We start from the raw sequence: 24,871 nt of genomic DNA, 5'->3' as shown, positions 1-24,871 counted from the left end.
ACTATTTATTCATTAAGTATTGTAAGTAAATAATGCTTTCGTTTAGCTTAAGCACTTCGCTCAAATAGTCGCTTTGTATGTTAACAGCTTGGTTACTCAGCATAGTCCATTCAATATAACTAATGCTGCCATTGCTTAGTTGCTTATTGGCTGTTTCTATGATACTGTTGGCACCCTGCAAGCTGCTTGTTTCGTAGTAATCAACTGTTTTTATGTAACTGTAGTATTGGGTAAAAGCATTTTTTAGCTGTAACTGTAAGGTGTTTTTTTCAAGCAGCAAATTGTTTTCAGCTATTAACTCATTCGATTTAGCGGCTTTAATACGTGCCTTGTAAGCACCGTAAAACAAAGGAATACCTAAGCCTATTTGTGCTGATTGGAAACGGGTAGTATTGTCGTAAAGTACATCATTAGCACCCAAGCCACGCATGGTCATGTTATTATAAGCAAAGCTTATATCAGGTAATAATCTTGCTTTTTCAAACCGGGTTTGCGCCAATAACAATTGTTTGTATTGCATACTTAACTGTATGCTTGGGTGGTTGTTTATCTGACTGCTATCAAGCAACAAGTTGTTGCTTAGTTTTAAAGGTGCATTGGCAGGAATAAAGATGGTTTTGGTATTGAGTAGCAACTGAAATTGTGTAATCATTATATCCATATCTGTATTCAATTGTTGCAATTGAATAGCTATTTGGGTACGTTGGTTTTCGGCTGTTTTTAACTCTAATATATTGCTTTCGCCAGCTTTGAATTTAAGTGTAGCTTTGCTTAAAAAATCGGTATAGAGTGAATCAATATGCCATAATAATTTTTGCTTGGCAACCAAATACAAATAGGTAGCATAGGCTAAGCGTACTTGTTTCTTTACTTCTATTTCTTTTAAGTTAACAGCTATTACATTGCCTTTCCATTGTTGCAATAAGGTTTCTTTTTGTTTGCTGTAAATTGTAGGAAAATTGAGTGTTTGACTAATGGAAAACTTATTGTCGGTATAGTAACTATTTATTTGACCAAACTCGCCACTTATGGTAGTTTGTGGTAAAGCTGCTCCTGAGTTAATCAACTTTTTACTATAGTCGGCTTTTAAACGATCGCTTTTTACTTGAAGGTTATTGGCCAAAGCACTGTCAATAGCTGCCGATAAGGTAATGGTGTTTTGTGCCTGACTTTGTTGGCTATAGGTACTCAACACCAAAACAAGTATAATGCTTAAAGTAGTTGCCATACCTTTATTGTTTTTACTGCTAAAGCCGTTTTCAAATAATATATATAGCAGGGGCAATACAAATAGGGTTAAAAAACTGGCTACGAGTAAACCCCCAATTACTACGGTGGCTAAAGGTCTTTGTACTTCGGCTCCTGCACCATTGCTAAAAGCCATCGGGAAAAATCCTAACGAGGCAACAAAAGCAGTCATTAATACAGGTCGTAAACGTAGCTTGGTACCTTGTATAACCAATTCTTTTAAGTTGGTCATACCGCTTTGTTTTAGTTTGTTAAACTCTGCTATAAGCACTATACCATTGAGTACGGCTACGCCAAACAAAGCTATAAAACCAATGCCCGCACTAATGCTAAAAGGCATGCCACGTGCGGCTAAAGCAAACACACCACCAATGGTTGAAAGTGGAATAGCGGTATAAATAAGTAAACCATGTTTAACTGATTTAAAAGCAAAGTACAGCAGTAAAAATATAAGCAATAAGGAAACAGGAACGGCTATGCTTAAACGCTTTTTAGCAGCGGTTAAATTTTCAAAAGCACCACCATAAGTTACATAATAAGCATCGGGCAGATTAACTTGTGCATTTACTTTTTCTTTCAGTTCGTTTACTATGCTTTCTACATCCCTGTTGTGTACGTTAAAGCCTACCACAATTCTGCGTTTGGTATCTTCCCGTTGTATTTGGTTTGGCCCTTCTTTTATCTGTACATCGGCTACTTGGTTAAGTGGTATTTGCGCTCCGTTTGACGTTGGAATTAATAAGTTTTGTACATCTGCTATGTCTGTTCTCTGTGCACTATTCATGCGCACTACTAAATCAAATCTTTTTTCACCTTCGTAAACCATACCAGTACTTTGCCCCGCAAAAGCTGTATTGATAATTTTATTGATATCGGCAATGTTTAAACCATATTGTGCAATATTGGCCCGGTTATAAGTAATTACTATTTGCGGCATCCCTGCAACAGGTTCTACATATAAACCAATGGCTCCATCAACAGTTTCAATAATATGAGCTAGCTTGTTGGCATAATGGGTAAGCGTATCTAAGTTTTCGCCAAATATTTTGCATACCACATCTTGTTTAGCCCCAGTCATTAACTCATTAAAACGCATTTGAACAGGATACTGAAAACCAAACGTAACACCGGGTATGGCTTCTAAAGCTGTGGTCATTTTTTCTGCCAGTTCATCAAAAGTTTTGGCAGAGGTCCATTCGCTTTTGTCTTTTAAAATAACCATCATATCACTGGCATCAATAGGCATGGGGTCGGTTGGTACTTCGCCACTACCTATTTTACTTACTACTTTTATTACTTCCGGAAATTGAGCGAGTAAAAGTTTTTCGCTTTTTGAAGTAGCATCAACAGATACGTTTAAGTTGCTGCCCGGCAATACCCTTGTTTCAACAGCAAAGTCACCTTCTTCTAAGGAGGGAATAAACTCGCCACCTAAATTGGTTAACGTAAAAACAGCCATTATAAATAAAGAAATACTGATAAGAATAACTGTTTTAGGAAAATGTAGAATGCGGCTCAATAGCTTTTCAAAACGGGTTTCAATCCAGGCCATTAACTTATCAGAAAAGTTCATTTTAAGTTTCATTTTTTTACTTAAAACCAATGCACTCATCATAGGTATATAAGTTAGCGATAAAATGAAAGCACCTAACAATGCAAACGATACAGTTTGTGCCATGGGTTTAAACATTTTGCCTTCAATACCCTGTAAACTAAAAATAGGTAAGTACACTATTAAAATAATAATTTGTCCAAACACCGCACTGTTCATCATTTTCTTCGATGATTCCGTTACCAGCGAGTCCATTTCTTTATCTGTATATACCTGTAAAGAAGAATTGAGTTGATTGGCATTTTTTCTCGCCAGTTGATGCATAACTGCTTCTACTATAATAACAGCTCCATCTACTATCAAGCCAAAGTCGAGTGCACCTAAACTCATTAAGTTGCCACTTACGCCAAATAAGTTCATCATAATTATGGCAAATAATAAGGCTAAAGGAATAACGGATGCTACGAGTAAGCCTGCCCTGAAATTACCTAAGAACAACACCAATACAAAAATAACAATCAATGCACCTTCCAATAAGTTTGTTTCTACCGTGCCAATGGCATTTTTTACCATTTTGGTTCTGTCCAGAAAGGCATCTATTTCTACTCCTTCAGGCAAAGTTTGTTTTATCAGTTCAATGCGTTCTTTTACTTTATCAATAACTATTTCACTATTAGCTCCTTTTAGCATCATGACCACTGCTCCGGCTACTTCACCTTCGCCATTGCGGGTAAGTGCCCCATAACGTATAGCATGACCAATTTTTACTTCGGCTACATCTTTTATAAATAAAGGTGTTCCGTTGCTGGTACTTTTAACGGCTATATTGTTAATGTCGTCAATGCTGCCAATTAAACCCTCACTTTTAATGGATAATACGGTAGAGTGTTTTTCAATATAAGCGCCTCCGGTATTTTGGTTGTTTTGTTCCAAAGCTTTAAATACATCGGCTATGGTAATATTATACGATTTAAGTTTATCAGGATTGATTGCAATTTCATATTGTTTTAAATAGCCGCCAAAGCTACTTACATCAGCTACTCCGGGTACACCCAATAACTGGCGTCTTATCATCCAATCCTGAATGGTGCGCAAGTCAGTTAAGTTGAATTTTTCTTCGTAGCCTTTTTTCGCTTTTACAGTGTATTGGTATATTTCGCCAAGACCTGTGGTAACGGGTGCTAAAGTAGGTATGCCTACTCCTGCAGGAATAACTTCTTTAACCAATTGCAACCGCTCGCTTACCTGTTGTCGTGCCCAATACACATCCGTATTGTCGTCAAAAACAATGGTTACTAGAGAAAGGCCAAAGCGCGAAAAACTACGTATTTCAATCAAGCCAGGAATATTGCTATTGGCTTGTTCAATGGGAAAGGTAATTAACCTTTCAATATCCGTTGCTCCCAACGAGGGAACAATGGTGATTACCTGTACCTGGTTATTGGTAATGTCGGGTACGGCATCAATAGGTAATTTGCTAAACTGGTAACTGCCCAATGCAATTAAACCCAACACAAATAACCCAATTATTAGTTTCTGCTTAACAGAAAACATGATAATTTTATTCAGCATAAGCTAAAGTATTATTTAGTTAATAAAAATAAAACCAAACCGCAAAATGCAGCTGATTTAACCGAAAAATAAAATACTTAAGCTTGTTTAGGTGGTTGCCAGATGGCGTTTAATAATGCAGAGTTTGGAATATGTTCCGAATAAATAAAATAAAAGGCTTTGGAGTTTTGAACAGGATAATTTAATTCTGTTTCAAAATTAGCCTGCAAACAATTTAGCGCATTAAAAGCAATGGTATTACTTGGCGATTTAAAAGGCAATTTCATGTCTTTATTGTAGTCAGCATCTTTAGCGTGAGCTGTAGAATAATGCATGTGCAAAAATTCTAAAAAAGTAATAAGCTTGTTTTCTTCTTTGTGTTCAATATAATGCTCCACCAACAACGGAAGCTTTAGCAACTGACTAAATTCCGTAGCCGAAAACACATATACAGTTAAGAATAATATGGCTAATAGCTTTTTCAACAGAACAAAAATAACATAAAACCGATTAAAAAAAACAGAATATTAAAGGGTTCCAAATATCCATTGCTTACTCATAAACCGATATAAATTTCTATTTTATAGTATCCATACAAACTAAAATACATTATTTTGCGCCACATTTTATGAGCGAAGAAATTTTTAAGAAGGTAGTATCACATTGCAAAGAGTATGGCTTTGTTTTTCCAAGTAGCGAAATTTATGACGGACTTGGTGCTGTTTATGACTATGGTCAGAATGGAGTAGAATTAAAAAATAATTTGCGTCAATACTGGTGGAAAGCTATGGTGCAAATGCACGAAAATATAGTAGGCTTGGATGCTGCCATTTTTATGCATCCTAAAACATGGAAAGCCAGCGGCCATATTGATGGTTTCAGCGACCCGATGATTGATAACAAGGATAGCAAAAAACGTTACAGGGCTGATAACTTATTAGAAGATAAAATTGCTAAATACCAGAAAGATGGTAAAACCAATAAAGCGGAGGAATTACAAACTGCGCTTGACAATGCTTTATTGGCAAACGATTTAAATCAACTAAAAACATTAATAGAACAACACGAAATAGCTTGTCCGATTAGCGGAACCCGCAACTGGACAGACGTACGTCAGTTTAACCTGATGTTTAGTACCGAAATGGGTGCTATGGCTGAAGATGCTGATAAAATATACTTACGTCCGGAAACGGCTCAGGGTATTTTTGTCAACTTTTTAAATGTACAAAAAACAGGTAGAATGAAAATACCTTTTGGTATAGCCCAAACAGGTAAAGCATTCAGAAACGAAATTATAGCACGCCAGTTTATTATGCGTATGCGCGAGTTTGAACAAATGGAAATGCAGTTTTTTGTTCGCCCGGGTACACAAAAACAATGGTACGAATATTGGAAAGAAGCGCGCATAAAATGGCACCATGCGCTTGGTTTTGATAAAGCCAGCTACCGTTTCCACGACCATGTAAAACTAGCCCATTATGCTGATGCTGCTGTTGATATTGAATTTGATTTTCCATTTGGATTTAAAGAAGTAGAAGGTATTCATTCGCGTACTGATTTTGATTTAAGCAGCCATCAGGAACACTCAGGCAAAAAAATGCAATATTTTGATGCGGAGCTGGATGAAAACGGCAAAGCGTATGGCAACTATATTCCTTACGTTATTGAAACCAGTATAGGTTTAGACCGATTATTCTTATATACTTTATGTGCCAGCTATAAGGAAGAAGAAGTAGGCGAAGGTGATAAAAAAGATACCCGTGTGGTATTGAGTTTACCTCCGGTATTGGCTCCTTATAAAGTAGCTATTTTCCCGTTAACCAAAAAAGATGGTTTACCAGAAGTAGCCCGTAAAATAATTGACGATTTGAAATTTGATTACAATTGTTTTTACGAAGAGAAAGATGCCATAGGCAAACGTTACCGCAGACAGGATGCATTAGGTACTCCTTTCTGTATTACTGTTGATCATGAAAGCCTGGAAAACCAAACTGTAACCATTCGCCATCGCGACTCAATGGTGCAAGAGCGTATTCCGATAGCACAAATTAAGTCCATATTAGATGAGGCTATCAGTTGGAAAAAGATGTTAGCTCAATAAATAAAAAAGCCCCGAACTTCGGGGCTTTTTTATTGCATTAAATGAAATATTAAAATCCTGCAGCAGCTAAAAAATCAGGTACAGAATAATCAGTTCCTGGAAGCTTTTTCCATGAAGGTTCTCCTTCACTTGTTTCATACATTTCCGCCCAATGAGCTACCAGATCTGTAACGCCTGATGACATCTGCATTTCAAATACCCATTGTTTATTATCTTCTTTCATTTTACCAAATCCCGAAGTAGCCATTGATGCCCCAATATTTATAATAGGCATAAATGCAATTTGAACAGTACCTTCAGGTGTAATAGTGCCAACCAGCCTCATTGCATTTGGGCTGTTGGTCGGTTGCGTTCCTGCTTCATATATCAAAGCTGCACAATTTCCCCAAAAATAACCATCATTGTAACCCGTAATTTGCCAAACCGTTTGGTCTAACATTTGAGTTGGTTCTGTTGTTTCGGGGCTCATTTGAAGAGCGGGTAAATATTTTACCGGAACATACCAGTAGCTATCTTTTAAGAATGACCATTTATTATTCATTGTATTTGGGGTTGATGTTTATAAAGCAAAGCTATTCTTTCCGATTTACCTAAAAAGTAACATTGGCTTCTATCGTTTTACCATCTCTTATATATGTAATGGTTGTTTTATCACCCTTGTTAAATTTACCCAAAGTTTCCATGTACGAAGTCATATCGGCAATAGTGTAACTACCTAATTTTACAATATTATCGCCTTTCTTTAAACCGGCATTGGCAGCAGGCTTGCCTTCTGTTACACCATCTATTTTTATGCCCTTGCCTTCGTATAAATAATCAGGCATAATGCCTAAAGTAACTTTAAATGATGAAGCCGTTCCGCTATGGTCCGTATCTTTAGTTTTGGTAAAAGTTAATTTATCTACCTTCTCCAGGTTATAAACCAATTGATAAATATATTTTATAATATTCATCTCTCCTTTATAATTAATTAAATCATGGTCATCGCTGGGTTTATGGTAATCGTAATGTGAGCCGGTAAAAAAATGCAATACTGGTATATCCATGTTGTAAAACGAAGTATGATCACTTGCGCCTGAACCACTTTCGGTAGTTATAGGTGCATTTAAACCTTTTACATTTACCACTCTCAAAGCTTCACGCCAAATAGGCGATGTACCTACCCCATTGATTGAAAAAGTGTTTTTAGTAGAATCCAATCTGCCCACCATATCCATGTTAATCATGTAGTTTACTTTGCTTATATCAATGGTCGGGTTTTTGACAAAATAATTCGAGCCCAATAAACCCTCTTCTTCACCACTGAAGGCAATAAACAAATAATTGTTTTTACGTAAGTTGGCTTTTTTAATAATCTCTGCTAATTCAATTAAAGCAGCAGTCCCACTGGCATTGTCGTCAGCACCATTGTGTATCTGTGGTTTTTCGTTTTCTGTTCTTCTGTAAGTAGAGCCACCCAATTCGTTATAGCCTAAATGGTCGTAATGCGCACCAATAACAACCGTGTTGGGTGCTTTATTGTTAATGTATGCAATTACATTGTGTCCTTCTAAGGAGCGTGTAACAGTATCAATGTTTAATTCAACCGTAGCATTATCAAAATTAAGCGTATCTATTTTTGTTTTATGGGTAAATAAATAAACAGGTACTTTTCTAAAATTAGGTTTAAAAAAAGGTTTAAATTCTGGCTCCAGTATATCTTGGTATTGGTTTACAATTACAATGGCTTCCGCACCTAATTTAATGGCTGTATCAATTCTATCTTCTAATGGTTTAGTGCTTATGTTTGGCGCACCTAATTTTATTACAAATATTTTTCCGTCAATATTTTTTTTGTTTACGTAGTCAGCAGCTTCGCCTAAACCCAACCAAATAGTTTTACCTTTTATTTTGCCAATATTGCTTTGCGTTAACGGGTAAAATTCTATTGGATTAAGCCCTTTAAAAACCTGTTCGTAGCTTTTCTTTTTAATGCTGAAATTTACATTGTTATACGACAGTTTATTGAGCGAAAAAGTTTGTATAAAGCTACCGTTAGTTCCTTTGGCCACAAAACCCAATGATTGAAAATTATCTACCAGAAATTCGTAAGCCATTTTTTCGCCTCTGCTTCCCATTAATCGGCCTTCCAGTTTTTCATCAGACAGGTAGCTTATATTTTGTTGCAATGAGTTAATAATATCGTCATCACTTTTTTGAATGGATTGAGCTTTGGTTTGGCTTACCAATGCCAATAAAATAAAAACAGAAGCGCTTAGCTTATTGTACAAATAATTCATAAATAACTTTGAGTAATATAAGAGAAGCAAAACTAGCAAAAGTTATTTGAATTGTTTTCGAATTACTTTTTTGTGCTATTTTAACTCCGTAGGGGGCAAAAATAAAGGTGGCCAGTATAAGCGGTAACACTACCGGAAATATAATAAAACCTATTTGCCATTGGCTTATTTGGGTTTCAGGAACTTCTTTTAAATTAAGTATACCCACTACAAAAGCAAAGGCCGGTATAACACCTGTTGAAATAGCACTGGCTTTTTTAATATTTATTTTTAACCATTCGGTAAATATAGGTGTCATAATAACACCACCGCCAAGCCCCGACATAGCAGTTACTATACCGGCAAAACCACCAGTAACATAGTATTTAAAAGGACTAGCTATCGCTGTTTCCTGTTCATGGCTTTTAGGTTTTGATAAAAACATTTTAATCACTACAAAAAGTAACATGATTAAGAAAAACCATAAAAAAGTTTCGCGGTTATACCAGCTTCCTTGGTTAATAAGCGTATGCATAACAACAACCGTAACAATACCTGGTATAGCGGTTAATACAATTTCCTTTAAAAAGAAATTACCCAGTTTGTATTGCTTGTAACTGGCAATGGTGGCCGAAAATAAAATAGTAAACAAAGAGTTGGCGAGTACTGCTTTTACTATCTCGCTGCTATTGCTAAAATATTTTGACAGGAAATAATCAAGTATGGGTACATAAATAATACCTCCGCCAACACCTAAAAAACCTGATAGAAAGCCACCTAAACAACCTGCTAAAGCTAAAATAATGAAGTCTGAAATTTCAAGCATTATGGTTTAGCTACAGTTAGTGTTTTTTGGTAAGCATTTTTATCAGCAAATATTTTTAATGCTTCCTGTATATCATTGTCGTGTGCGAAACCAGCTTCAATTTTACCTTTTTGGAAATAATATCTTCTTACTATTTCTTCCTCTAATAATTCAATAATTTCTTTTTTGTTTTTATCAATATCAGCCAGTTTATCATGGTTTAAACTTTGTTTAATACTTTCAAATTGTGTTTTAATAGCATCAAAATATTTTTCATCCTCTGCTTTCTTTTTCACTTCCAATAAGGCTGTTTCCGTAGCAGTACTATAGGCGTAATCTTTATCAGCAATAAACTTTTTAAAGTCGTCAAAATCAGCCTCGCTTAATTTAAAAGTCTTAGCATCGGCAATGCTTGCATTTTTGTTTCTGTAGTAAGTAGCAAAATCAAAAATCAATTGTTTACCCATTAAACTCTCACTAATTTTAGATAGTTGTTTCAACTCCACTTTTATATCAGGGTCAACACCACCACCATCAAGTACCTTACGGCCAATTTTTGTTTTAAAAGCTTTCTTTAAACTGTCAGGTACACTTTCTGCATGGCCTTCTTCGTCCTTGTGAGAGTAATCAAGCGCCTGAATGCAACGACCGCTTGGTGTGTAGTATTTAGCAGTTGTAATTTTTATTTGTGCATTGTAGTTTAATGGTCGGGTAGATTGTACCAATCCTTTTCCAAAAGTTTTTTGGCCAATAATAATCCCCCTGTCTAAGTCTTGAATAGTACCACTTACAATTTCCGATGCCGATGCTGAATTTTTATTGGTTAAAACCACCAAAGGAATAGCTTCATCAGTACTAGGATTTAAAGTTCTGTAGGTTTTTTCCCATTCCTTAACTTTACCTTTAGTGCTTACCACTTCTTGTCCTTGCGGTACAAAAATATTTACAATATTAACAGCTTCGTGTAGTAAGCCACCCGGATTTCCCCTTACATCCAGTACTATATTTTTTAAGTTATTATTTTTCTTTAAATCAATAAAAGCATTGCGAACCTCTTCGCCCGCATCATTGGTAAAACCACTTAGTTTAATATAACCGGTTTCATTGTTAATCATACCAAAGTAGGGTACATTTTTCACTTTAATTTCTTCACGTGTAAGTGTTTTTTTCGTTTCAACCCCATTACGGCTAATAGTTATATTTACTTTGCTTCCGGCCTGGCCTTTTAACAATTTGCTTATTTCAGTAGTGTTTTTGCCTTTGGTTGTTTTTCCCTCTACAGCCACAATTAAATCGCCCGGTAACAAACCTTCCTTTTGTGCAGGATAACCTTCGTATGGATCGGTAACAACTACATAGTCGCCTTTGGTTCCAATTTGTGCACCCACACCACCATATTGCCCGGTCATTTGAAACCTGAAATCTTCCGCTTCCGCCTCGCTAATATAATTGGTGTAAGGATCCAGCGTATTTAACATTTCGTCAATAGCCTTTTTGGTTAGTTTACCCGCATCTATTTCATCTACGTAGTACGTATTTATTTCCTTAAAAACAGTAGAAAACAAATCCATGTTTTTAGAAATTTCAAAGTAAGTATCAACCCCTTTAAATGACACTAAGCCAACGATTAAAAAGGCAAAAACTATTTTATATTTTTTAATAGAAACAACTATATTTTTAAATGTAAACATGGGAGCAATATAAAAAAGATACGGTAACAAAAAGTACCACTTAAAAAATAGAATAGCCAAAACAGCCATATCAGGTAAATTTACTTTTTGCTGACAAAACAGGAGTTGTTAAAACTATATCCGTTTTGGTGCTATAATTCTGTTTGAGTAGCTAAATATTTTATTACTTTCGCACCTTAAAAAATTGACTTTTCTTGTTAAGAAAAGTTTGTTAAATATACATTTATGCACAGAACACATACCTGCGGAGAACTTAGAATTACTGATATTGATAAAACTGTTACCCTAAGCGGTTGGTTACAAAAAAGCCGCGATTTAGGTGGAATGACTTTTATAGACTTACGCGACAGGTATGGTATTACCCAATTGGCTTTTAATATGGAAACCAATGCTGCTATTTGCGAAAAAGCCCGCAAATGCGGTCGTGAGTTTGTATTAAAAATTACAGGTAAAGTAATAGAGCGCAGTAGCAAGAACAACAATATTCTTACAGGCGAAATAGAAATAGAAGTAACGGAATTTGAAGTATTAAATGAAGCACAAACACCTCCATTTACCATTGAAGACAATACCGATGGTGGCGATGATTTGCGCATGAAATACCGTTATTTAGATATTCGCAGAAAACCCGTTCGCGATAATTTATTGTTGCGCCATAAAATGAGCCAGCAAACGCGCGTTTTCTTAGATGCACAACAATTTACAGAAGTAGAAACACCTGTTCTAATTAAATCGACACCCGAAGGCGCACGCGATTTTGTGGTGCCAAGCCGTATGAACCAAGGACAGTTTTACGCTTTGCCACAATCACCACAAACATTTAAGCAGTTGTTAATGGTAGCGGGTATGGATCGCTATTACCAGATAGTAAAATGTTTCAGAGATGAAGATTTACGTGCTGACCGCCAACCGGAATTTACGCAGATAGATTGCGAAATGAGCTTTGTGGAGCAGGAAGATATTTTAAACATGTTTGAAGGATTGGTAAAACACTTGTTCAAAAATGTAAAAGGAATTGATATTGATACTTTACCAAGAATGACCTTTGCCGATGCGGCCAAATATTATGGTTCCGATAAGCCCGATACACGTTTCGATATGAAATTTGTAGAGTTAAATGAATTAACCAAAGGCACAGGTTTTCCCGTATTTGATAATGCAGAATTAGTAGTGGGTATTTGTGCCAAAGGTTGTGCAGAATATACCCGTAAGCAATTAGATGAATTAACCGAATTTGTAAAACGCCCACAAATTGGCGCAACAGGTTTAGTGTATGCACGTGTAAATGCCGATGGAACCATTAAATCATCAGTAGATAAATTTTATGATGAAGCAGCTTTAAAAACTTGGGCAGAAGCTATGCAGGCGCAGCCTGGCGATTTGTTATTATTAATGGCAGGTGGAGTTGATAAAACACGTAAAGCATTATGCGAATTACGTTTAGAAATGGGAACACGCATGGGTTTACGTAACCCGGAAGTGTATTCGTGTCTTTGGGTAGTTGATTTTCCTTTATTAGAGTTTATTGAAGAAGAAGACCGCTGGTTCGCTATGCACCATCCGTTCACCGCACCAAAACCCGAAGATATAGCCTTTTTAACTAATGGTGATTATGCTAAAGTAAGAGCCAATGCCTATGATATGGTTATTAATGGAGTGGAAGTAGGAGGAGGTTCTATCCGTATTTTCGATAAAACATTACAAGGTAAAATGTTTGAAGTATTAGGCTTTACAAAAGAAGAAGCACAAGCACAGTTTGGCTTTTTAATGAATGCCTTTGAATATGGTGCACCACCACATGGTGGAATTGCTTTTGGCTTTGACAGGTTATGTTCACTTTTTGGTGGCGAAAACTCAATCAGAGACTTTATAGCTTTTCCTAAAAACAATTCAGGACGCGATGTAATGATAGATGGCCCTAGCCCGATTGATCAAAAACAATTGAATGAGTTGGGAATTAGTGTAAACACTAAATAATTTCGATTAATACTTCAGGTATATTTTTAAATAGCTGCGCAAGTACTCTTTTTGTATGGCTTTAAGTTTGCGGTTTGCAATATCCTTGCTGCTTGTTATGCCTCCTATATAAAAACGGGGCCAGTAAACAGAAAAGAACAAGAACGAACTGATAAAGTTATACTGGATACCTGTATAAACAAAAGCTGTAATTAAAGCAGCATTGATAACAAATGAGTTTATTCCGTTTTTAAAATCGCCATGAACAGATTGGCCTAAGCCCGGTAGAACAGCACTGTAAAAGGATGCTGCATTAGGGTTAAAGCTTACAGCTTTGTAGTTTTTATTTAATAAATCGTACAGTAGAATGCTATCATTGGTATGTACTAAATGGGCACTACTATCAAAATAAATTTTAGCCGTTAAAAAGTTTAATTGTTGCGTTTCTATAATGCCATTGAGTAAAAACGACTTCTGTTTGTAATACTCAGCAGGTTCAAACAATTGTATTTCTGTTAATATTTTTTGAGCCGTTTCAAACTGCTCATCCATTACCAAACATAAAGCTTGTTGTAGTAATAAATTATAGTACAAGCTGTCAGCCGATACGAGTTTACTTGCCAATTTATAATATTGAGCAGCCTCGGCAAATTTATTAAGTGCAGCCTTGCAAACAGCTCCTTTTTCCAATGCTTGTAGTTGTTGCGTACTGTCAGCAAAAAAAATAATACGGTCATACAAAACATCCGCCTGCTGATACAAACCTGATGTTAGTAATGAATCTGCTTTGGTTTTTGTTTGCTCAATAGTTTGACCAAAACAAAAAGAAAAAAACAAACTAAAACTCCAAGCTACTAATACGCTTTTTAATTTCATCATTTGTTTTTAAAAAATTTATTTGATTAATACGTTTGGCTGATTGTGCTGCACCGTAAATATTACCTATATAAAAGCCCGAAGCCATAGCGGTATTTAACCAACCAAAAATACTTTGTATCCCCGCTTGCGAAAACGCCATGTAAGCAATAGTACCATGTAAATAAAAAGGAATTAAGCCCAGATAAGTGTCTGCATATTGTCGGGTATAAACTTGCCCTAATCCGGGAACAATGGATAAAGTAGCAGCTAGCCAAGGCTTTTTATAACGGTAAGCAGGCTTGGCTTTGCTAAAAACACCAACCATATACTGCATTAATAAAGTATCGTGTATGTTTTTTTGCGTATAAACAATAGCGCTATCAATTCCTTTGGTATAAAACTCTCGGTAACAAAGCAACTCTGCTATGAGGGCATTTGTACTGTCAAATACATAACTATTATATTTAGTGAAATTATTACTTAATAAACTATTTTTAAGCAATAAGAAATCATACTCCGGTTTATGCTTTACATTTACTTGTATAGATTGAAGTGTATAATCAGCTTCTGTATATTGCTTAAGATTTAAGTAACACCGTACTTTCCAAATAGCTATTTCGTTTTTATTATTTGTATTCGAGTCAAACGTATTCAATATTCCCAATACTTGTTTATAGTCTTTATGCTCATATAAATATTTAGCGTAAGTTATGTTGTGCTCATAGTCAAAAATATTCTGGGCTTTAGAAAACCCCCAACTAAAAACCAATAATGAAAATATGACAAACTTCACTGAACTAAATCGAGTAGCTTTTGAGTGGTGGGGTGAAACAAGTAAAATTCATGGTTATGTCCATTGCATCTGCTCAACCTGTCAAATGCAGCAAAGGTGCCAATAACAATTCCTTTCTTACTGATAGATTCTGCCGCAAACTGCGAGCAGCTTGGATAAAACCCACAGGAGTTACCATCTTGCGATGAAATTAAATTTTTATAAAAGCGAAATAAAAGAGATTTTTTATTGACGTGTTTTACTAAAGGTTGTGTACTCAGTTTTACTTGTATAATGTTTTCAAGTGTTAATGCCGATTGACAGAATCCGTGTTTAACGAAAAACAATAACAGAATTAATACAAATTTGTTTGGAAACATTATAAAAAAAATTATTTTTCCGCAAAATAATTAATAATAGATGAAAAAAATAATACTATTTAGTTTAGTAATTTTTAGCTGCTTAGGGGTAATTGCCCAAAAAAACAAAGCTCCGGAAGCAGAAACCATTAAAGACGCCATAAAAATTCATAAAGAACTAAATATGGATGATGCGGAAGCAAGCTTTAAAGTTATTCCAGTTGATAGCCAAGGTTTAATCGTTGCCTATATGCCGGAATCGAAAGCTAAAAATGGTTTGAAAGATTTCATCTTTAAAAAATTAGATGTTTCGTTTGAAGAAGACTACAAAACAAAAATTACCATAAATAAAGACTATAAGATTTTAGATTACCAGTTTGAAGGAGAGAATCTGTATTTTTTGTTTACTAATAATAAAAACTCACATGGCAATACATTTTTGACTGATCCTTACTTTAAAGATTACCTGTTGGTTAAATTAAACATTGCTACCAAAGAAATAAAAACATTTCCTGGCTTGTTAGATAAAGCCTTGCATTTAAAACAAATGCTGGTTAAAAATGGCGTAGTTAGTTTAGCCGGAAAAATAGGCCCGACACAAAGCGACTTACAAATGGTTACCTGCCTGTCAGCTTGCTTATGCTATATACCACTTATTTTTTACACACCAACCTTCAAGCCATATATAGTAAATGTTGATATGAAAACTAAAAGTGGTTCCAAGAAAGAGTTTTTAATGGAAAACTATGGAAAAGGAATTGGCGAAATTGTAGATATTGATCAACATGACAGTATTGATGAATTAAGCTTTACTGTTAAACATAAGTACAAGAAAATATCTAAATTATCTATCAGGACAATTAAAGGCGGTAAGCTAAATGCCGATGTAAATATTAAAATACCACAAAACATTGAAGTATATAAAGGAAAGCTAAACCACATAGATGCTGAAAACAAAGTAATAGTTGGTGCTTACGGGCCTATTACCGGTATGAAAACAGGAACAGGAAATGTTACCCAGGGAATTTATGTGGGAATGATGACCAACAACAAACAAAAATTCTTTAAAACAATTCCTTGGAATAAATTTAAAAACTTTAAAGTAGCCACTACCAGAGCCGAGGATAAAGCCATTAAGAAAAGCGCTAAAACGGGCAAGGCTGCTAATATTACCATGCAGGTTATTTTCCACGATGTAATAGTAAGAGAAGATGAGAAAGTATTTTTTGGAGAAACCTATTATCCGAAATATGAAACCCATACAGAAGTTTCAATGGTAAATGGAAGAATGCAAACCAGAACAGTAACTGTTTTTGTAGGTTACCAATATTCAGGCACTTTGATATTTGCTATTAGTAACGAAGGTGAGCTGCTTTGGGATAACGGATTTAACGTGAACGGCCCGTTGACATTCTTCTTAAAAGAACGCTTTAAGTTTTATGAAACCGGTGATAATGAATATACCGTTGTGTACAATGATGGGTATATTTTAAAAACCCAAACTTTCGACAAAGAAAATAATACCCGTAACTTTAAACAGGTAGATATGAGTAATACCGAGAAAAAAGGAGATAAAATAACAGCTTCTTATACCAATAGCGATATAGAATACTGGTACGATGATTATTACATAGCAAGTGGTAGTTTAGATATAAAAAACAAAAACGAAAAAGGTAAAAATAAAAAACGCAGCGTGTTTTATTTTAACAAAATAGAGTTGCCTTTATACGATTAATTTAAACTATAGCATACATTAAGAATGAAATTGAGAATAAAAATTTTAGCCGTATTTTTATTAAGTATAAAAGTTGCCACATCGCAGGATTTTGATAATTATAAGAATATAAAAAATACAGGAAATCTTCCTGCGGAATATACCAACTTTGCCAGCGAGCAGTACAAACAAAACGTACAGGAACATAAAAGTAAGAACGATAAAAACGTAAAGTTAAGAGACAAAAAAGAGTTTTTATTAGAGTCGAATTTTGCTGTATCCGATTTACTGCGCGGGGGAAGAATTTTATTTAATTCACCTGTCAATGATTATATCAATAAAATAGTTGATAAACTTTTAGAATCAAATACCAAGTTAAGTAACGAAGTAAAAGTATATGTAGTACAATCGCCATCAGTAAATGCTTTTGCTTTTAGCGATGGAAAAATATTTATCAATATGGGCTTATTGGCTCATGTTAAATCAGAAGCACAATTAGCGTTTATATTAGCGCACGAAATATCACATTATGCCAAAGGCCATTCGTTTAACATTTTTGTAGAAAGAAAAAAAATACAAAAAGGAATAGATGAGTACGAAGACTTGGATGATGCCGATAAAATTTTTGCAAGCAACAGCTATAACAAAGAGCAGGAAATAGAAGCCGATGCAGAAGGCTTAAAGCTATATGCCAAAACACAGTATAACATGGATGAGCCTAAAAAGGCTTTAGACATGTTACACTATGCCGGTGAACCATTTGAAAACAGGTTTTTATCATCATCATATATAAGCAGACCATATATGATGTTACCAAGGGTATATTGGCCTGATACTGCACAAGATTATACCATAAAAGACGATAATTTAGAGTCAGGCGATGACGAAGAAGATGGTGACAAAGAAAGTGATGCCAATAGCACACACCCCGGTATAGCCAAACGTATACGTACTTTAGATAAAGTAAATCTAGGTAACAATGAAAGAGAGGGTGGATTACTTTTTGTGGTTTCAGAGAAAGATTTTTATTTAACACAAAAAACAGCCCGGTTCGAATTGTGCAGGCTATACAGTTTAAATTTTAGACCCATAGAAAATTTATATACCATTTACTTGTTGGAAAAAGACAATCCCAACAGTAAATATTTGGCCGAAGCAAAACTGCGCAGTCTATACCAGATTATTACTGCTGTTAATAAGGGTTACCGTAAATCCATTTTATCAAAACCAGATAAAGTACAGGGTGAAATTCAAAAACTGCATTATGCTTTTTATAACATGACCAAAGAAGAAGTAAGCGTTGTATGCTTGCGCATGGCCTGGGATATTAAAACAAAGTATAACTTTTCAGATAAATCAACTGATAACGATTATATGAAAAGCATAGTTTACAGCTTTGCCAATAACATAAGCACCAAGTATAGTTACTTTAAAAAAGACTATAATGACAGTTTAGTACAATCGTGGTATGTGCAACAGGTAGTTGAAAATAAAAGCGAGTGGAAATCAAAAAAGAACAAGAGTAAATACGGTAATAAAATAAAGCATAAAGGAACCTTTGCTATATACACTATGATACCTTATTTATCGACCAATGACTTTAAAGATTATTTTTTAGATGTAACCGATAAAATTGATGAAAAAACAAAAGAAGATGAGGATACCGAATCGGATTTTGAAAAGACCAAAGCCAGTATAAAAATAACAAAGACCAAAAATTTAGGCATTAAGAAACTGGTTTTTTTAGATCCTAACTATTTGGTTATTGACCAACGAAAAACGCAATCAACAAGGTATATAGAGTCAGAGCAAAAAGAAGTTGAGTTTAAAAATACCATTGTTAAATGTACCGAAGCCGCTAAGCTCGAAGCAGATTTTATTATTCCTGCCGAAATAAACAATTCAGATGATTATAATGAATACACGCTCATTAAATCGAGAATGATAGAGTGTTTTAACAACGAAGATTTTAAACCTTTAGCAACCGATAATTTAGCCATTCATAATTTTGTAGAAAAGCACAATACCGAATATGTAGCCATGCTTGTTGATTTAGCTATTACTGATAAAAAAGATGGCGGAGATATATTGTTTGGTTGCATTTATTCAGTACTTACTTACGGAATATATTTACCTTTTTTCATTTATAATTTAACCAAACCAGAACGTTCAAATGCATTGGTTTTAGCCGTGTATAATGTTAAAACTGGCGAAATTAAATATGGAAATATTAAGTACAGTGCGGAGAGAGACAGCAAAGATTTACTGACCTCTGAATTATATAATTTACTGATTAAACTGAAATAATAATGACCCGATTTAGATATATATTTTTAGTAGTAAGTTCTTTACTGTACTTGGTAAATGCCCATGCACAAGTGCCCGGTTATTTAGGAAAACGACTGGCTATTGGCTATGCCCCGAGTATAATGCCCTTTGCCAGCATTTTTGATTTTAAAGCAGCCGATGGAACCGATTTAACAGGACTGGCATTAAACATAAAACACCGTATAGATTTAAACTATGTTGTAAGCGAACATACCACCCTTTCATTCGATTATTCATTCCAAAAGTGGGGTGTTATCAGTAATTTAAATGGAGAAGGAAAATTAGTTTCAAAAGATGATTATTACGATGAGGAAAGTATGTTCAGAGAATTCGGCCTGTATGACTGTAGTTACGTTTATACCACTTCTAATAAGTTTACCTTGTCTTTAGTTACCTCTAAAGCAATAGCACCTCGTGGTAATTATTTTGCTATAGGGCTTTCTTACGAATCTATATCGCCAAAAATGGTTGATATTGAAGGTAAAACCATTGATTTAGATCCGCTTAGTGATATAGGTTTAACCATGCGTTTTGGAAAAAGGAGAGTTTTTTTTGATAAGATTTTGATAGATGGTGCATTGTCTTTTGAAGCGAATACGGGGTTTATCTATGCTGGTTCTTCTTTGGGTGATTATAATGCAGAGAGAAGAGGGTTTGGGGGAAGTAACTATGGTGGATTAAAAAAAGAGGATCTAAATAAAGAAATATTAAAGCAAGCTGCTTTGCATACCCTTATTAGCTTACGACTGGGTGTTTATTATTTATTATAACACGTAAGGTTTATTTACTAGTCAGTAAATAGTACATATTAACAACTGCCTATAAATTACATTTTTGGCTTTGTGGTAAAAATGCTACCATTGTTACACAATTAGTAATTATGGCATTAAGTAGGTTTTGGTCTTATATTTTAGTAGGTAGTATCGGGTACATTTTTTTTATGTTAGCCACTGGTCAGCTGTATACTTTAAACAGCATGGTTAATGGTAAACAAAATGAACCAATTATAGTTAGTGAAATACCCGCAAAAAATATACAAATAAGCGATACTACTTTATATGCCTCCATTATAGCCAATAAACCTTCAGGCTATGTGCAAGGCGATACCCTATACAGAATACTTGACAATGGAACAATAGAAATATGTTCAGGAAAACAAGCAGCCGATGGAATATTCCCTATTTGTAAAAACACCATTATGGATATCTGGCTTCCATTAATTGGTTATCTCACTTTTTTCTGTGGTTTGTTAAACCTGTTAAACGATTCCAATGCCATAGCAAAACTGGCAGGTGTGTTAGCCCCGTTTTTTATTCGGGTCTTTCCAGAGTTACCTAAAGGCCATCCTGCTTATGGTTTCATGACCATGAACTTTGCTGCTAATTTTTTAGGCTTAGACAATGCTGCTACTCCATTTGGTTTAAAGGCTATGGAAAGTATGCAGGAAGTAAATACCGATAAAGACAAAGCATCCAATAGCCAGATTATGTTTTTGTGTTTGCATGCGGCAGGTTTAACTTTAATTCCCACTTCCATTATTGGTTACAGGGCAGCTCAGAACGCAGCTAATCCAGCCGATATTATGCTTCCCTGCATTATCACTTCATTTATAGGAACCTTAGCGGCACTCATATTTGTAAGTATAAAACAACGTATCAATTTAATTAACTGGGTGGTGATAGGTTTTGTAACTGTAGTAAGTGCCATTATAAGTTTGTTGTTATTTTATATTAATAAATTAGATGGCATAGAAAAATTTCATTTTACAGGTAACTTAAGTAATGGCGTATTGTTATGTATCATCCTGCTAATAGTTATCTATTGTATTTTCCATGAGAAAATATTTAAGCTGAATAACACCAATATATTCGACTCATTTGTACATGGAGCAAAAGATGGATTTACTACAGGAGTGCGCGTATTACCTTATATGATTGCCATGTTGGTTGCCTTGAGTATTTTTCGCAATTCAGGCTTAATGACCATTGTAATGGGTGGCATTGTTGCCGTATTAAAAGTATTTCAGGTCGATCCACAAATAATAAATGCTATTCCTGTAGCCATTATGCGTCCGTTTAGTGCAGGTGGTTCGCGCGGCTTTATGCTCGATGCCATGAATACCTATGGAGCCGATAGTTTGGCAGGTCGTTTATCGTGCTTATTTCAGGGAGCTGCAGAAACTACTTTTTATGTAGTGGCTTTATACTTTGGTTCAGTAAATGTAAAAAACTCACGCTATACGTTAAGCATTATGTTGTTGGTTGACCTGGTATGTGTTATAGCAGGAATAGTTGTTTGTAAAATGTATTTTTAACCCATAAAAAACACAATTGCATGAAGTTGTGTAAAGTTTAACAGAAAGTAAAATATACGAAAATTTGCTACTTTCTGCTATTTTTGTGCATCATATAACTTTTGATAAAACACGTAACACATAACGAACTTGATAAAATTAAGTGGGACAATTGTATTGACCACGCCAACAATACGCTAATATATGCTTACAGTTGGTTTTTAGATGTAGTGAGTCCTAACTGGGAGGCTCTGGTATACAACGATTATGAGGCAGTAATGCCACTAACCCATAAAAAGAAATTTCTGATTAATTATTTATACCAGCCCTTTTTTACACAACAGTTAGGAGTATTTAGCCGCTTTGAAAACCAGTCAGAATTAACCAGAAGTTTTCTGGTATCAATACCAAGCAAGTTTAAATACGTTGACGTAAATCTAAATGAAGAAAACGATTGTGAATCATTTGAATTAAAGCCACGTAAAAACTACGTATTACCCATAGATAATGATTATAAAGAAATTTACTCTGCTTATAAAGACCAAGCAAAACGAAATATAAAAAAGGCCAAGCAGGAAGGTGTTTTTTTGCAAGCCCTGCCTCATAAACAAGTAGTTGATTTTTATGCAAAGTATAAAGGTAAAGAAACAAAAGGCGTAAAATCAAACGACTATAGAACCCTTAAAAAACTTTACAAAATTTGTAAGAAACAAAACTATTTAATGGCTTATGGCGTTTTTACAAAACAACACGGATTATTAGCCTGTGCCGTTTTCTTAATGCATAAAGACCGTATTATTTACCACATGGGTGCAGCAAATCCCAAAGGTAAGAGTTGTGGCGCCATGCACTATTTAATAGATGCATTAATTGTACAGTTGGCAGGCAAAAATATGATGGTTGATTTTGAAGGGTCAGAAAAAGAAGGCATAGAAAGATTTTATAAATCGTTTGGCGCATTTAACAAGCCTTATTTTAAACTGAAACAAAATTTTTTACCAAGGATTATAGCCTGGTTAAAATAGAGAAGAGTATTATAAATGAAGTATAAACTATTAATTATATTAGGTATCATTTTTTTGAATTTATCGTGCGAGAAAGATAAAAGTAATCAAAACAGCGATTTTTTTCCTCCCGTTAATTTCGATATCAATATCAATTTATCATTGCCCGATGCAGCTCCGCTTTTAAATGTAGGCGGTTATGTGTATAGAGATGGGCAGGGAGTTGGTTACAAAGGAATAGTTATCTATAACAACTTTGACGATTATATAGCTTTTGACAGAGCCTGTCCTTATAAAGTAGATAGCGCCTGCAGCAAAATATATGTAAGTAGCAATAGTTCCAATTTTCAGTGTGGCCCCGGTAACAGCCGCTGTTGTGCCAGCGAATTTTTTATAACCACAGGCACCGTAAGTAAAGGGCCCGCAGAAAGAGCACTCAGACAATATTATGTTACACACAGTGGCAATTATTTGCGTGTAACAAGCTATCCGCAATAATTTTTTTATTAAGGCAATAAATCATTTAGTATAATTGCCCCATGCATTTTGAGAATACTTTGACCTTTGCCCAGCAAATGGATGCTAACGATAAATTAGCCCATTTTAAAACCCAATTTCATTTATTATCCAATAACAATAAACACGTTGTTTACTTATGCGGTAACTCTTTAGGCTTACAGCCAAAATCGGCTCGTGCAGCTGTTGAACAAGAATTAAATGATTGGGCAAAATATGGAGTAGAAGGACATTTTGATGCTAAAAATCCGTGGTTTGGATACCACCATTTATTAACCGAAAACGCAGCAAAAGTAGTAGGGGCTTTACCAGTCGAAGTAGTTATTATGAATAACCTTACGGTAAACCTGCATTTAATGATGGTTAGCTTTTACAAGCCAACAGCCACCCGTTATAAAATTATAATGGAAGCCGCTGCTTTTCCGAGCGATTTGTACGCTATGGAAACACAAGTAAAACACCACAATTTAAATCCGGATGAGGCTATTATTGAATTAAAGCCTCGCGAAGGAGAGCATACCATAAGAACAGAAGATATTATAGCAACCATTAATGCCAATGCCGATAGTTTGGCTTTGGTTATGTTAGGCGGAGTAAATTACTATACAGGTCAGGTTTTCGATATGCAAGCCATTAGCAAAGCAGCACACGCAGTGGGTGCTTATGCCGGTTTCGATTTAGCGCATGCAGCCGGTAACCTGCATTTACAATTGCACGATTGGGGTGTTGATTTTGCAGTTTGGTGTACCTATAAATATTTGAACTCAGGACCAGGAGGAACAAGCGGTGTGTTTGTGCATGAAAAACATGCTACGGCTGATTTGAACCGTTTTGCAGGTTGGTGGGGACACGATGAAGGCGAACGTTTCCAAATGAAAAAAGGATTTAAACCTATTGCAGGTGCGCAAGGTTGGCAATTGAGCAATGCACAGATTTTTCCAATGGCTATTCACAAAGCATCGCTTGAAATGTTTGTAGAAGCAGGTATGGAAAACCTGAGAGCCAAAAGCGAATTGTTAACGGCTTATTTAGAGTTTATACTGAATCAGTTTTCAGAAAACTTAACCATTATAACCCCGAAAAATAAAGAGGAGAGAGGCTGCCAGCTTTCTATTATTGTAAAAGAAAATGGCAAACAATTATTTGACTATCTGGTAAGTGAAAACATAATGCCCGATTGGCGAGAACCTGATGTAATAAGAATGAGCCCGGTACCTATGTATAATACCTTTGAAGATGTGTTTTTAGTTGGCCAGGCATTGAGTAAATATTTTTCCAAATGATAAAAATTGAAAAAATAACCGATGCTGAAACGCAACAAAAAGTTTGGGATATAAGACACGAAGTTTTTGTAATAGGTCAGAATTGCCCAAAAGAAATTGAATATGAATTTGAAGAAGAAAGCATTCATTTTATAGCCTACTATAATAACCAGGCAGCAGGAACGGCAAGGATAAGAGAAACAGAAAACGGTTATAAACTGGAGCGTTTTGCAGTATTAGATGCGTTTAGAAACAAAGGCATTGGCTCAGCTTTAGTGACTCATTTACTAAATGAAACCATTCCGTTTAAAAGAAAAATATATTTACATGCCCAGTTAACAGCTGCTCCTTTGTATGCCAAACATAATTTTAAGCCGTCAGGCGAAAATTTTTGGGAAGCAGATATTGAACATGTAAAAATGGTTTTTGAAGCTTAAAAACAGGTATGGTATAATCTTACAAAAGGTTGTTAATGTATAAAATAGCCATAATTTATACGGCTTAGCATTTGGGCTATCAAATGGATTATATTCAGTAAAACAGGCTTAATAATAAATCTACAGCTGATTATCAGAGAATTAATTTAGTGTACTTACTTTTTAA

At 35.1% G+C, this 24,871-nt stretch carries 19 protein-coding genes; 10 read left to right on the top strand and 9 right to left on the bottom strand.

Translation table 11 applies throughout. The annotated features are described in order from the left end of the window. Position 1 precedes the first annotated feature (1 nt). The gene (locus V4538_05850) at positions 2-4,372 is read right to left on the bottom strand and encodes a CusA/CzcA family heavy metal efflux RND transporter (GenBank protein MES2380542.1); all 4,371 of its coding nucleotides are present in this window, start codon (positions 4,370-4,372) and stop codon (positions 2-4) included. A 77-nt stretch (positions 4,373-4,449) separates the two neighbouring features. Next, on the bottom strand, positions 4,450-4,836 hold the full coding sequence (locus V4538_05845) for a hypothetical protein (GenBank protein ID MES2380541.1): 387 nt from the start codon (positions 4,834-4,836) through the stop codon (positions 4,450-4,452). A gap of 143 nt (positions 4,837-4,979) precedes the next feature. On the opposite strand from V4538_05845, the gene V4538_05840 reads away from it, so the two are divergent. Continuing rightward, positions 4,980-6,452 (top strand): glycine--tRNA ligase, encoded by a 1,473-nt coding sequence (locus V4538_05840; GenBank protein ID MES2380540.1) that lies wholly within the window; start codon positions 4,980-4,982, stop codon positions 6,450-6,452. Positions 6,453-6,501: 49 nt separating this feature from the next. Here the strand turns inward: V4538_05840 and V4538_05835 are convergent, their stop codons facing one another. From V4538_05835 to V4538_05820, 4 genes are read right to left on the bottom strand one after another with little or no spacing between them, the layout of a single operon-like run. Beyond that, positions 6,502-6,993: a hypothetical protein gene (locus V4538_05835; GenBank protein MES2380539.1), complete on the bottom strand. Its 492-nt coding sequence runs from the start codon at positions 6,991-6,993 to the stop codon at positions 6,502-6,504. A gap of 49 nt (positions 6,994-7,042) precedes the next feature. Next, positions 7,043-8,731: a M20/M25/M40 family metallo-hydrolase gene (locus V4538_05830; protein ID MES2380538.1), complete on the bottom strand. Its 1,689-nt coding sequence runs from the start codon at positions 8,729-8,731 to the stop codon at positions 7,043-7,045. Continuing rightward, positions 8,712-9,536: a sulfite exporter TauE/SafE family protein gene (locus tag V4538_05825; protein ID MES2380537.1), complete on the bottom strand. Its 825-nt coding sequence runs from the start codon at positions 9,534-9,536 to the stop codon at positions 8,712-8,714. Before V4538_05825 ends, V4538_05830 begins: the two co-directional genes overlap by 20 nt. Further along, positions 9,536-11,206: a S41 family peptidase gene (locus tag V4538_05820; protein ID MES2380536.1), complete on the bottom strand. Its 1,671-nt coding sequence runs from the start codon at positions 11,204-11,206 to the stop codon at positions 9,536-9,538. Before V4538_05820 ends, V4538_05825 begins: the two co-directional genes overlap by 1 nt. 225 nt (positions 11,207-11,431) lie before the next feature. Here V4538_05820 and aspS point away from each other — a divergent pair, with 225 nt between their 5' ends. Beyond that, entirely contained in the window at positions 11,432-13,183 is a 1,752-nt protein-coding gene (aspS, locus tag V4538_05815; GenBank protein MES2380535.1) for an aspartate--tRNA ligase, read from the top strand. Positions 13,184-13,189: 6 nt separating this feature from the next. Here aspS and V4538_05810 read toward each other — a convergent pair whose 3' ends face one another. From V4538_05810 to yidD, 3 genes are read right to left on the bottom strand one after another with little or no spacing between them, the layout of a single operon-like run. Further along, on the bottom strand, positions 13,190-14,041 hold the full coding sequence (locus V4538_05810) for a hypothetical protein (protein ID MES2380534.1): 852 nt from the start codon (positions 14,039-14,041) through the stop codon (positions 13,190-13,192). Then, entirely contained in the window at positions 14,001-14,813 is an 813-nt protein-coding gene (locus V4538_05805) for a hypothetical protein (GenBank protein ID MES2380533.1), read from the bottom strand. The genes V4538_05810 and V4538_05805 overlap by 41 nt, the downstream gene beginning before the upstream one ends. Further along, positions 14,810-15,172 (bottom strand): membrane protein insertion efficiency factor YidD, encoded by a 363-nt coding sequence (gene yidD, locus V4538_05800; GenBank protein MES2380532.1) that lies wholly within the window; start codon positions 15,170-15,172, stop codon positions 14,810-14,812. Before yidD ends, V4538_05805 begins: the two co-directional genes overlap by 4 nt. 40 nt (positions 15,173-15,212) lie before the next feature. On the opposite strand from yidD, the gene V4538_05795 reads away from it, so the two are divergent. From V4538_05795 to V4538_05760, 8 genes are all read left to right on the top strand, one after another. Then, positions 15,213-16,886: a hypothetical protein gene (locus V4538_05795; protein MES2380531.1), complete on the top strand. Its 1,674-nt coding sequence runs from the start codon at positions 15,213-15,215 to the stop codon at positions 16,884-16,886. 24 nt (positions 16,887-16,910) lie between these two features. Then, positions 16,911-19,172 (top strand): M48 family metallopeptidase, encoded by a 2,262-nt coding sequence (locus V4538_05790; GenBank protein MES2380530.1) that lies wholly within the window; start codon positions 16,911-16,913, stop codon positions 19,170-19,172. Between the two features lie 2 nt (positions 19,173-19,174). Next, positions 19,175-19,963, top strand: a complete 789-nt coding sequence (locus V4538_05785) for a hypothetical protein (protein ID MES2380529.1) — start codon at positions 19,175-19,177, stop codon at positions 19,961-19,963. Between the two features lie 170 nt (positions 19,964-20,133). Beyond that, the gene (locus V4538_05780; GenBank protein ID MES2380528.1) at positions 20,134-21,507 is read left to right on the top strand and encodes a nucleoside recognition domain-containing protein; all 1,374 of its coding nucleotides are present in this window, start codon (positions 20,134-20,136) and stop codon (positions 21,505-21,507) included. A gap of 101 nt (positions 21,508-21,608) precedes the next feature. Then, positions 21,609-22,511 carry a hypothetical protein gene (locus V4538_05775; protein MES2380527.1) on the top strand — a complete coding sequence of 301 codons (903 nt, stop codon included), beginning with the start codon at positions 21,609-21,611 and terminating at the stop codon, positions 22,509-22,511. A gap of 15 nt (positions 22,512-22,526) precedes the next feature. Continuing rightward, positions 22,527-22,988 (top strand): hypothetical protein, encoded by a 462-nt coding sequence (locus V4538_05770; protein MES2380526.1) that lies wholly within the window; start codon positions 22,527-22,529, stop codon positions 22,986-22,988. Between the two features lie 41 nt (positions 22,989-23,029). Next, positions 23,030-24,289 carry a kynureninase gene (gene kynU, locus V4538_05765; GenBank protein ID MES2380525.1) on the top strand — a complete coding sequence of 420 codons (1,260 nt, stop codon included), beginning with the start codon at positions 23,030-23,032 and terminating at the stop codon, positions 24,287-24,289. Further along, the gene (locus V4538_05760; GenBank protein ID MES2380524.1) at positions 24,286-24,705 is read left to right on the top strand and encodes a GNAT family N-acetyltransferase; all 420 of its coding nucleotides are present in this window, start codon (positions 24,286-24,288) and stop codon (positions 24,703-24,705) included. The genes kynU and V4538_05760 overlap by 4 nt, the downstream gene beginning before the upstream one ends. Positions 24,706-24,871: the final 166 nt, after the last annotated feature.

Source organism: Bacteroidota bacterium, from assembly GCA_040388375.1.
Taxonomy (GTDB): domain Bacteria; phylum Bacteroidota; class Bacteroidia; order UKL13-3; family UKL13-3; genus JAAFJM01.
The sequence above is the reverse complement of the archived record's forward strand: the minus strand, read 5'-3'. Positions and strand labels throughout refer to the sequence as shown.